General features: G+C 67.2%; 7 protein-coding genes and 2 pseudogenes. 6 read left to right on the top strand and 3 right to left on the bottom strand.

The features are described 5' to 3' along the window. Positions 1–275: 275 nt before the first annotated feature. Entirely contained in the window at positions 276–1,544 is a 1,269-nt protein-coding gene (locus HLA95_RS25740) for a calcium-binding protein (RefSeq protein ID WP_191060405.1), read from the bottom strand. Positions 1,545–1,704: 160 nt separating this feature from the next. Beyond that, positions 1,705–2,976, bottom strand: a complete 1,272-nt coding sequence (locus HLA95_RS25735) for an ABC transporter substrate-binding protein (RefSeq protein WP_191060406.1) — start codon at positions 2,974–2,976, stop codon at positions 1,705–1,707. A 494-nt stretch (positions 2,977–3,470) separates the two neighbouring features. Between HLA95_RS25735 and HLA95_RS29250 the strand changes: the two are divergent. The 3 genes and pseudogenes from HLA95_RS29250 to HLA95_RS29830 form a co-directional block, all read left to right on the top strand. Beyond that, a pseudogene (locus HLA95_RS29250) lies at positions 3,471–3,590 on the top strand (IS5/IS1182 family transposase); the annotation flags it as partial. Positions 3,591–3,659: 69 nt separating this feature from the next. Beyond that, the gene (locus tag HLA95_RS25730) at positions 3,660–3,992 is read left to right on the top strand and encodes a hypothetical protein (protein WP_191060407.1); all 333 of its coding nucleotides are present in this window, start codon (positions 3,660–3,662) and stop codon (positions 3,990–3,992) included. Between the two features lie 128 nt (positions 3,993–4,120). Further along, positions 4,121–4,276: pseudogene (locus HLA95_RS29830) on the top strand (IS5/IS1182 family transposase); the annotation flags it as partial. Between the two features lie 204 nt (positions 4,277–4,480). On the opposite strand, the gene HLA95_RS25725 reads toward HLA95_RS29830, so the two are convergent. Continuing rightward, complete coding sequence (locus tag HLA95_RS25725) at positions 4,481–6,031, bottom strand: galactose oxidase early set domain-containing protein (RefSeq protein WP_222184965.1); 1,551 nt, start codon at positions 6,029–6,031, stop codon at positions 4,481–4,483. A gap of 343 nt (positions 6,032–6,374) precedes the next feature. Here HLA95_RS25725 and hisD point away from each other — a divergent pair, with 343 nt between their 5' ends. The 3 genes from hisD (at position 6,375) to HLA95_RS25710 (ending at position 9,974) form a co-directional block, all read left to right on the top strand. Next, positions 6,375–7,682: a histidinol dehydrogenase gene (gene hisD, locus HLA95_RS25720; protein ID WP_222184963.1), complete on the top strand. Its 1,308-nt coding sequence runs from the start codon at positions 6,375–6,377 to the stop codon at positions 7,680–7,682. Between the two features lie 2 nt (positions 7,683–7,684). Next, a complete protein-coding gene (locus tag HLA95_RS25715) occupies positions 7,685–8,449 on the top strand; it encodes an SDR family NAD(P)-dependent oxidoreductase (protein WP_255592261.1) in 765 nt (254 codons plus the stop codon). A gap of 244 nt (positions 8,450–8,693) precedes the next feature. Continuing rightward, positions 8,694–9,974 (top strand): hypothetical protein, encoded by a 1,281-nt coding sequence (locus tag HLA95_RS25710; protein WP_191061628.1) that lies wholly within the window; start codon positions 8,694–8,696, stop codon positions 9,972–9,974. Positions 9,975–10,804: the final 830 nt, after the last annotated feature.

The following is a 10,804-nucleotide window of genomic DNA, read 5'->3' as shown; positions in this document are numbered from 1 at the left end:
CCAGTAGAATCAATGCCATGCACCCCGGCAAGCTTCCGCGGACCGGACAGCCGTGGGCCTGACCGGGGGATCCACTGCCATAAGCCAGCCGTGCATCGCCGGCCATGCTCAATCCCCGGACGCGGGCGAGCTGTACAGGCAATCCGCCTCCAGCCGTTGATCCCCCGGTCAGGCCGGGGGATGACAGAAAGGCGTGGCTGCCTTCCCGTCCTGATCCCTCCCTGAGTTCACCACGCGAAAGACCGCCCGATCCCGCCCCGAACGCCGCGCTGGCCTCAGTAGAGGAAGCTCGGCCGCGTGGTCGCGTCGATGTCGGCCGCACCCAGCGCCGTCACGCCGAATAGGGCGACCGTGCCGTGGTCGCCGGTGGATTCCGAACGAGGCATCAGCCCGATGTCGATCACCAGCGATGCGGCGCTCACCCCGTCCAGTTCCACCGCCTCCACGCTGCACCAGGCATCGTCGCCGTCCAGGACGCCGTCGCCGTTGCCGTCCAGGTCCGAGAAGGTCAGGATCTCCTCGGTCCAGCCCGTCTCGTCGACCGGATTGCCGGCCAGGAAGAAGCTGATCTGCAACCGGTCCTCGCCCCGGGTGAAGTCGCGGATGATCTCGTCCGCCTCGAAGTTCGACGAGTCCGGATAGGTCTGAAACCCGTTCAGGAGCCGGAAGCCCACCGCGAACAGGTCGTTGCCGGCCCCGCCGACGAGCAAGTCCAGGCCGCTGCCGCCTTCCAGCCGGTCGTCGCCGTCGCCCCCATAGATCCGGTCGTCGCCGCTGCTACCCCAGAGAATGTCGTTGCCGGCCCCGCCCATGATCAGGTCGTCGCCGGCACTGGCATTGATCGTGTCATTGCCGTCGCCGCCCTGGAACAGGTCGTCGCCCTGGCCGCCGAACAGCCGGTCGTCCCCCGCCCCGCCATCCACACGGCCGCCCGGCACCTGCTCGTCCACCTCGTCCGCCGGCAGGCCGATCCTGTCGTCACCGGGCCCGCCATAGATCACGCTCTGGCCGTGCCCGGCGGAAATCGAGTCGTTGCCGGCACCGCCATAGAGCGCATGGTCACCCGCCCACACCTCGATCCGGTCGTCGCCGTCATGGCCGAACGCGACCGTATCGCCGCGATGGTCGAGCAGCCGGTCGTCACCGGCATTGCCGGAAAGCCGGTCGTTGCCGTCACCGCCTTTCAGCACGTCATCGCCTTCGCCACCCAGCAGCATGTCGTCGCCATGCTCGCCGCGCAGCTCGTCGTCACCATGCTGGCCGAACAGGACGTCGTCGCCCACGCCGCCCAGCAGCAGGTCATGACCATGCCAGCCATACAGCCGGTCGGCATCCTCCTCGCCGAAGACGATGTCGTCCCCGTCGCCGGCGTTCACATGGTCATCACCGCGCCCGGCATAGACCAGGTCATCGCCACCACCGAGCTCGATCCGGTCGCGCCCGGCAAGGGCCCGCACCCGATGATTGCCGAACGGATCGTAGATCACATCCGGCCCATTGGTGCCGACCAGAAGATCGTTGCCGACCGTACCGCGGATGACCATGCCCACCCTGCCCATGCTCGTGCACACCCGCACCGGCGGTTACCCGAGATGAACAAAACATGTCAAAGCCTTAATACGGCCTGCCACTGTTCTTCGACGCCATTCAGGCCAGGCGGCGGCCGGCCGGGTGCCCCCCGCACCGGCCGTCGCCAATTCGGGCCTACTGCTGGTAGCCGCGCCGCCCGAGCAGGTCGCTGACCTCCTTCGCCGCCGTGTCCAGCGCCTGCTGGATGTCGGTTTCCTCAACGATGCCCTGGACCATCCGCTTGGTCGCGATCTCGGCCGCCTCGTTGAACTCGGGCAGGCTCGGCAGGGGCTCCGCGGCCGCCATCGCCGCCGACACCGCCGGATACCAGCGGAACTCCTTCTGCACCTCCGGATCGTTCAGCACCGCCTGGCGCGGCGGCGTCGCGAGCTTCGCTGCACCACGCTGGCTCTCCTCGCTGAGCGCCCCCGCCAGCACCCGGAACAGCGTGTCCCGGTCCTGGCCGGAGAAGCGCGAGATCGCATAGCCGTCCGTGGTGATCGACTGCTTGCCGCCCGGCGGCGTGGTCCAGTCGATCAGCCCGATCACCCGCGACTTGGCTGGATCGTCCATGGACGCGCAACGCGTCGCCCATTGCTGCCCGACCGCACAGACATCCTGGCCGAAATTGACCGCGTTCTCGTCATTGCCATGCGCGGTGAAGCCCGGCACCGCGAACTTGGCCAGCCGCCGATAGGTGTCGACCGCCGCCACCCCGCGCTCGCGCTGGAAGATCGGCCGCCACTCCGCGTCGAACCACCCTTCCCCCACCGTGTTCATCACCGCCTGCAGCTCGTGGGGCGTCATGTCCCATTTGAGCGCCAGCGTCGTCCCGCTGCGCCGTGGCGGCGAATCCAGCGCCTCGGCGATCGCGATCACGTCCTCCCAGCTCTGCGGCTGCGCCAGCCCCGCCTCTTCCAGCAGGTCGCGCCGATGCGCCCAGAGCAGCACGTTGGTGGTGAGCGGCATGGCGTAGATGTGCCCTTCGAAGGTCACGCCGCGCATCGACGCCGGATTGACGTCGTCGAGGTTGAACTCCTCCCGATGCTTCTCCCAGAGGTCGTCCAGCGGCTCCAGCCAGCCATTCTTGGCATAGTTCGCGATGCTGATGCTGTTGACCCAGAGCAGGTCCAGCCCGGCACTGCGCGAGGACAGGGCGATGCGCTGCAGCTGCATCGCGTCGCCGGACGGCATCAGCCGTGCATCCAGCTCCACCCCCGGCACGGCCGTCCGCATCCGGTCGGCATAATATTCGAGCGCCGGATAGCGGTGGCTGATCAGATGCACCGGCTCCGCGGCATGGGCCCGGCGCAGCACTGCCGGCATCGCGAGTGCTGCCGCCGCAGTGCCGCCGAGCACCGCGCGCCGGGTCACTGCCCTCTGGTAGGGACTGGCCTCGTATCGCATGTCGTCTAGCCTCCTTGCCCGTGTTCTTCGTGGGCGTCCGCGGGGCGGCGCGCCGCCCTGCCGGTTCTCTCGGGCCGAGAACTCCTCCCCTGCTTAGCCGCATGCGGGCGCCGCGTCCGCCCATCCGCGACCTCGGGCCAGTGCGGACGACGCAGCCCGCGCACGTCACCTGGCCATCACGAACCAGCAGGTCGGCCCATGCCTTCCGCCCAGGGTCGATCATCTCCCCGCAGCTTGTGCCCCCCTTCTTCGTCATGGCCGTCGTAGAGCGCCTATCAGAACGGATCCTGATGGTCCGGCCGTTGTTGGCCGGGCGTGGTTGCACCCCTGGTTCTTGATGAGCTGTGGCAGGAGATTGCGCCGCTCCTGCCACCTGAGCCTGCCACGCCCAAAGGTGGCCGACCTTGCAGGCCGGGCGAAGCGACCGGGCCCAACGCGACCGACTGCGGCAGACCTGGCAGCAAACGCAACACTGCGCCGACGCCAGATCGCGCCCCCAGATCGCTCGACATGGGATCGAGAGCAGCGAGAAGCCTGGCCGGCACCGGTGGGCGATCGAGCGGACCTTGGCTGGATTCAGCCGCTACAGACGACTTACCATCCGCTACGAGCAATGAATAAAAGGGCGGCATGAACTCCCGAGCCGCCCTGACATCGATTGTGAAGTTGAAAGGAGGTCACTCGTGCGATCCATCCCGTGGCTGATCATCGCGATGTCGTTCGCTGCCGTTCCGTCCATGGTGCAGGCGCAGGGCGTGGATTATCACAAGGCTCAACAGGCCGGTAAGGTCTGGGAGCGGAAGCAGGCCGAAAACAACCGGAACCAAGCTCGTTCGCGACAGACGAGCGTGAATTCCGAAGGGATCGCTTACAACGCGCCGCTTTCGATGGCGGACCGGGAAGAATTCCTGGCCGCCAACCGTCCGGACTACGATCGTCTGGTGCAGAGCGTGGGTCGAAAGAACGCCGACAGGTGGCTGGAAATGAGAGCGCGACAGGAACGTTCGAAAAGATAGCTCGAGATCATTCACAGCGGCCTGGCGCGATCGCGGCTGGCCACCGCCTAAAGCATCTGTTCCTGGTTCGATCCCGAAACGGTCTTGATCGACCTCGATGCAAGACACCGGTTCCGCGCCGACAAGGCCGCGCAGGACATCGGCTGCACCGCGTCCTGCTCGACCGTCCGGGCAAGGCCAACGCGATCGACTGGAGCTGATCTGCATCGACAGCGCGTTGTTTGCGGCGAAAAGGGCGGCGAGGCGACAGGTCGAATCCGACCGACCGATGCAAGCCCGGCTCTACGACTTCAAGCACCGCCAGGCCCTGCGCCAGTGCAAGATCATCCCCAGGATCGGCAGGCGTGGAATCGAGAGCTGCGAGCAGCCGGCCTGATCTGCCTCGAATTCGTCAGGCGGTGGTTCTGTCAGGCACTCTCAGAGCCAGCCATGACGAAGAAGAAAGAACAGCAGGTCAGGCGCCCCCCTCCCCGGACGACGCCTCGCCGTCAGCTCGCCGTGATGTACATCGGCATGACCTTGCCCAGCGACGGCACCCCGTCCCTGTCGATCACGAACAGGAGGTAGTAGCCGGGCGGGGCCAGCCTGTTGGTCTTGGGTGCCGTCACCGCCAGCGTGTTGCCGGCACGCTGGAACGGCAGCTCCAGGAAGCGCTGGTCCATGTTGAAGCTGTGGGTGACCGAGCCGGTCTTGACCAGCGTCACCCGGGCGATGCGCGCCCCGTTGTCGACCCCGATCTTGAAGTTGCGCCCGGCCTTCAAGCTGGTCGGCACGGTGACGATCTTCGGCCGCACTGCCAGCTTGCCGTTCGCGTCGAACAGATAGGGCGGGTAGTAGATCTCGGCATCCAGGTTGTTCTGCGGCCCGGTCGCCCCGCCGCCGCCCACCAGCACCGTGCCATCGGCCAAGAGGATCGCCGCCGAGTGGTAGAGCCGGGCCTTGCCCGATTTCGTCGGCGCGCCGCTGGTCCACCTGCCGGTCTTCGGGTCCCAGATGAACGGCGTGTAGTTGACCTCGACCAGCTCGTTATAGGCCTTGGAGCCGCCGGTCACGACCACCTTGCCGTCCGCCAGCAGCGTCGCCGTGCTCCAGTGCAGGGCCTTGGGCAGGCGCTCGGTCTGGGTGTAGGTGGGCGTCCCGCCATTGATGTCGACCACGGTCGCCATGTTGCCGGGCTCGGGCCGGGTCCCGCCGCCCGCGACGCGCAGGATCTTGCCCGGCGCGAACATCGCCTCGGTCGAGCTCTTGCCCCAGGTGCCGCGAAACGTGCCGAGCCGCTCCACCCGCCCGGCCCCGGACGGGTCGACCCGGTACACCGCCCGGTCGGAAAAGCCGAAGATCAGCCCGTCCGGCGCCACCCAGTTGCGCGGGTAATAGTAGGAGATCCCGCTGGTGTCGGCCCCTTCCAGCAGACGGAACGAGCCGTCCCGCCCCCGGATTTCCGGATGGTCGGTGCCCTGGTCGCCCCCCTGGATGTAGCTCTCGCCATTCGGCAGGGTGGTGATCGAGGCGTACCAGCGCTCCCGGTTCATCGCCCGCCCGGACACGAGCTGCTTCTTGCGGGTAAGGTAGACGGTCGAGCGGTCGATCCCCTTGTTCTTGGTGCGGATGCCGTCCCAGATGTCGCCGCCCACCATCACGATGTCCCCGACATCGGGCAGCAGCACCTGCGCGCTGCAGAACACGTCGGTGGCCGTGCCGTTCGGCAGAGTCAGGTGGTAGCCGCCCGGCCCGTCGTTCGGATCCCAGACATCATACTCGAACAGGCCGGTCTGCATGCCGGCCCGGTCCGAGCCATAGCTCAGGATCCGCCCGTCACGGGTCATCACCATGTGAATCGGCACGAACGGCCAGGGCAGGAGCGGCCCCCAGGCGCCGAGCCGCCGATCCCCCTGGACCGCCGCCTCGGCCCGGGCCGGCTGGAGGCCCAGGACAGCGCCGGCCCCGGCCATGGCCAGCGCGGAGCGCAGGAACAGCCGGCGCGCGAGCAAGGGTTCGCTGCCGAGGCCCGGCAACGTCGAAAGACGCGGATCGATCATGACATGCCTTCAGCGGAAAATAATCGGACGAATCGAATCAGCTATCGGACGACGACTTGGACTCCAGCCGGAAATGCCGGCGCCGGCCCGCCCCCGCACCGGACGGAACCGGTGGTGCGCACCGTCAGCGCCATATCCATGTATGCTGTTGGTTTAGCTCATGCGGCAGGTTGCCGCAACAACGTATCAGACTCCCGGAAGCGGCTGATATGATGAATGGTTATCCTCTGTATCTCAGCCGGCAATCCCGCCTGCTACCCACCCACCGGCGGCCCGGGACTTCCCGCTTGCGTCCGCCGCCCATCCGCCTAAGCCCTTCGGACGAGGCGATGGGAGGCAGGCAATGGCACGAGTGTTGAAGCAGGGCCGCGACCCGGCGGCAGCGGCGGCGGACGACCAGAAGGTGCGCGGCACGGTCGAGGCGATCCTGGCCGACATCGAGGCCCGCGGCGATCAGGCGGTGCGCGAGCTGTCGATCAAGTTCGACAACTGGGACCGCGCCGACTTCCGCCTGACCGACGCCGAGATCCAGGCCTGCCTGGACGAGCTCTCGCAGCGGGAGCTGGACGACATCCGCTTCGCCCAGGCGCAGATCCGCAACTTCGCGGAGCACCAGCGCGCCTCCCTCCGGGACTTCGAGGTCGAGACCCTGCCGGGCGTGGTGCTGGGCCAGAAGAACATCCCGGTGAACCGGGTCGGCTGCTACGTGCCGGGCGGCAAGTACCCGATGGTCGCCTCGGCGCACATGTCGGTGCTGACCGCCAAGGTCGCGGGCGTGCCCGAGATCATCACCTGCGCCCCGCCCTACCAGGGCCGCCCCGCCGCGGCGATCGTCGCCGCCCAGCACCTGGCCGGTGCCGACGTGATCTACTGCCTGGGCGGCGTCCAGGCCGTGGGCGCCATGGCGCTCGGCACCGCGTCGATCGCCCCGGTCGACATGCTGGTCGGCCCCGGCAACGCTTTTGTCGCCGAGGCCAAGCGCCAGCTCTACGGCCGGGTCGGCATCGACCTGTTCGCCGGCCCCACCGAGACGCTGGTGATCGCCGACGAGACGGTGGACGGCGAGATGTGCGCCACCGACCTCCTGGGCCAGGCCGAGCACGGCCCGACCTCCCCCGCCATCCTGCTCACCACGTCGGAGCGCCTGGCCCGCGAGACCATGGCCGAGATCGAGCGCCTGCTGCAGATCCTCCCCACCGCCGAGATCGCCCGGAAAGCCTGGCAGGACTATGGTGCGGTGATCGTCTGCGACGACGACGCCGAAATGGTCCGCGAAGCCGACAGAATTGCCTCGGAACACGTCCAGGTCATGACCCGTGACCCCGACTACTTCCTCCAGCACATGACCAATTACGGCGCCCTGTTCCTGGGCCCCCGCACCAATGTCAGCTATGGCGACAAGGTGATCGGCACCAACCACACCCTGCCGACCCGCACCGCCGCCCGCTATACCGGGGGCCTCTGGGTCGGCAAGTTCCTGAAGACCGTCACCTACCAGCGCGTCCTCACCGACGAGGCCTCGGCCAAGGTCGGCGAATACTGCTCGCGCCTGTGTATGCTGGAAGGCTTCGCCGGCCACGCCGAGCAGGCCAACCTCCGCGTGCGCCGCTATGGCGGCCGCAACGTCCCTTATGCCAGCGCCGCGGAATGACGATGCAGTTGCCCAAGCCCCCCTCCTTCCGCCTCGACGGCAAGCGCGCGCTCGTCACCGGTGCCGGCCGCGGCATCGGCCTGGCAGCCGCCGCCGCACTGGCCGATGCCGGCGCCGCCGTCACCCTGGTCGCCCGCTCGGCCGACGAGCTGGACGCCGCCGCCGCCGCAATCCGCGACGCCGGCGGCCAGGCCCAGGCCCTCCCCCTCGACGTCACCGACCTCGATGCCGTCGCCGCGGCGATCGCGGCCGCGCCGCCCTACGACGTCTTCGTCAACAATGCCGGCACCAACCGGCCCAAGCCGTTCACCGATGTCACCGTCGACGATTTCGACACGATCTTCGGCCTGAACGTCCGCGCCGCCTTCTTCGCCGCCCAGGCCGTCGCCCGCCGCCTCCTGGACACCGGCAAGCCCGGCTCGATCATCAACGTGTCCTCGCAGATGGGCCATGTCGGCGGCCGCGGCCGCACCGTCTACTGCGCGTCCAAGGCGGCCCTGGAAGGCCTGACCAAGGCCATGGCCCTCGACCTCGGCCCCCACGGCATCCGGGTCAACACGATCTGCCCGACCTTCATCGAGACCGAGATGACCCGCCCGTTCCTGTCCGCCCCGGACTTCCGCGCCGAGGTCCTGGCCAAGATCCCGCTCGGCCGCCTGGGCAAGGTCGAGGACCTGACCGGTGCCGTCCTGTTCCTGGCCTCGGACGCCTCGGCGCTCACCACCGGCTCGGCGCTGATGGTGGACGGCGGCTGGACCGCCGCCTGACCGTAGCGCCGCCAGGCGTCGCGCGAGCGACCTCGGGAACATTTTTCGGCCATCGTCATCCCATAGCGATCGGAAGGACCGCTATCCCCAGAGATTGACGATGCCATGGTCCGCCATCGCCATTCCTTGCCCCCTCCCCAGCCATCGGCGCCCGTGGACGCCGAAGGCACCCCGGTGATGGCCCGGCCTTCGAGGAACCATGTGACGGCGGTCTCCCGACCATGTTCCAGCGAGGGAGAAAGCGATGATCAGGCGGGCATTCTGGACGGCGACCTGCGCCACCCTGGCGCTGGTCGGCGCCGCGATCGGGCCGGGCGGCACGGCGAGCGCGGCAGGCAGCGCGATGCTGCCGGACAGCTCTGCCAGCAGGTCACACTACGATTCGATGGGTCCCTGGAAAAAACCCCGGGACCATGAGGATGGCCGCCGGATCTTCCGCTACGACACGTTCGGCGACGAGCAGTTGTGGACCGACGTGCTGCGGATGCACGAGGTCATCGCGACGGTGCCGCCGGCGACCGCGCTGGGGGTCGGCCTCAAGGTGGACGTGCAGGCCCTGCCGCGAACGCTGGTCGCCGCCCTCCGCGCCGGCCAGATCGACCTGACCGACCCGGCCGTCACGGTCGAGTTGTTGCGGCTGAACGCGGTCGTGGGCGTCCAGGGCAAGGTCCGCGCCGGCCAGCTCGAGAGCATCGGCATCACCTGCGCCCTCTGCCACTCCACGGTCGACAACTCGCTCGCACCAGGCGTCGGCAAGCGGCTGGACGGATGGGCGAACACCGACCTGAACGTCGGCGCGATCGTAGCCCTCTCGCCGGCCCTCGACGAAGCCACCAGAAAGGAGTTCCAGGCCTGGGGCCCCGGCAAGTACGACCCCCGCCACCATGCGTTCGACGGCACCAGACTCATCCCGCTGAACAGCCCGTCCCTGCCGATCGTCATTCCGCCGATCTACGGCCTGAAGGGGGTCGGCTTCGAGACGTTCACCGGGGACGGCCCGATCTCCTACTGGAACAGCTATGTCGGCGTCGGCCAGATGGGCGGCCAGGGCAGCTTCCAGGACCCGCGCATCGGCCTCTCCATCCGGCAGACCCCAGACCTCGTCACCCCGAAGCTGAGGGCCCTGCTGGACTACCAGCTGAGCCTCCGCACCCCGAAGCCGCCGAAGGGCAGCTTCGATCGCGCGGCAGCCAGGCGCGGCGAGCGCCTGTTCCGCCACGAGGCGCGCTGCGCCACCTGCCACCAGGGCCCCCATTTCACCGACGTGCTGCGCGGTCCCAGGCACAAGCTGCCGTTCCTGCATGATCCGGCCAAGCTCGGCATGGACCCGGCTTATGCCAGCCGTTCCGCCACCGGAAAATACCGCACCACGCCGCTGCGCGCGCTCTGGCAGCATCCGCCCTACTTCCACGACGGCAGCGCCCCGGACCTGCCGGCGGTGGTCGATCACTACGACCGGCAGTTCAGGCTGGGCCTGGCCTCGCGCCAGAAATCCGACCTGGTCGAATTCCTGAAGTCGCTCTGAGCAAGCTGCACCGGCATGTTCTGCCCTACGGGGCGGAGGCCGGTCGATCGTTGATCGCCAGGTCCCAGGCGCCGGAGGGAACGGGCCGTCTCGCGCCTGGGCAGGGGATTTCAGCGCTGCCGGCAGTAGACGGTGGTGGCGTAGAAGCAGCCGTTGGTGCCCGCCAAGGTCACCACATTGTTCGTGTCCAGGTACCAGTAGCGATGTCTTCTGCGGCTGCCGCAGATATTGTCATCCGCGGCATCGAATCCCTTGCAGGACCCAACAAACAAGCAATTTCAATGACTTAGTGTTTCACGGACTCCGGTACCGCCACAAATCCCGTCACTTTCTGATGAGTTATTTAGACTTTTTCCTCCCCATCGTGGTTTGCGGGTATTGGCGAGCTTTTCATGCTTAGAGCATACTTCTGCTCAGAGCCCAATTCGGGTCCTCAGTAAAACTTGGGTCACCGCTCGGTCCGACAATGTTATTGCAATAGCGTGTATAAGAACCGCATGTTGCAGCTTGGAGCAATTACGGAGCACGTTAGGTGCGACCGCAGATCAGTGGCTAGATACGATGGCATGTAGTCGAGGAAAGGCAACTCCTAATGCTGCTACCAAACTCAAGCTCTTTACAGATTCTGCGGGGTTCTGTCAGAATCCCGGATGCAACGAGAAATTATTTCCTGATAGCTTTGAGGGATACCCTCACTTAGCCGAAATGGCCCATATTTTTGCCGCCACCGACGGTGGGCCTCGAACAGACGAAGCTCTAAGAGCCTGTTTGAGAATGGGTTGCTGAGCCAGAACGGCTGTGGTGGAAGCTCGGGATGTGGACCCGAGAGA

This window comes from Geminicoccus harenae, from assembly GCF_019800005.1.
Classification (GTDB): Bacteria; Pseudomonadota; Alphaproteobacteria; order Geminicoccales; family Geminicoccaceae; genus Geminicoccus; species Geminicoccus harenae.
This window is presented reverse-complemented; position numbering and strand designations above follow the sequence as displayed.

Excerpts from the sequence above, each read along its gene's own strand:
- HLA95_RS25740 (WP_191060405.1), bottom strand. The coding sequence starts at position 1,544 with ATGGTCATCCGCGGTACGGTCGGCAACGATCTTCTGGTCGGCACCAAT.
- HLA95_RS25735 (WP_191060406.1), bottom strand. The coding sequence starts at position 2,976 with ATGCGATACGAGGCCAGTCCCTACCAGAGGGCAGTGACCCGGCGCGCG.
- HLA95_RS25725 (WP_222184965.1), bottom strand. The coding sequence starts at position 6,031 with ATGATCGATCCGCGTCTTTCGACGTTGCCGGGCCTCGGCAGCGAACCC.
- hisD (WP_222184963.1), top strand. The coding sequence starts at position 6,375 with ATGGCACGAGTGTTGAAGCAGGGCCGCGACCCGGCGGCAGCGGCGGCG.
- HLA95_RS25715 (WP_255592261.1), top strand. The coding sequence starts at position 7,685 with ATGCAGTTGCCCAAGCCCCCCTCCTTCCGCCTCGACGGCAAGCGCGCG.
- HLA95_RS25710 (WP_191061628.1), top strand. The coding sequence starts at position 8,694 with ATGATCAGGCGGGCATTCTGGACGGCGACCTGCGCCACCCTGGCGCTG.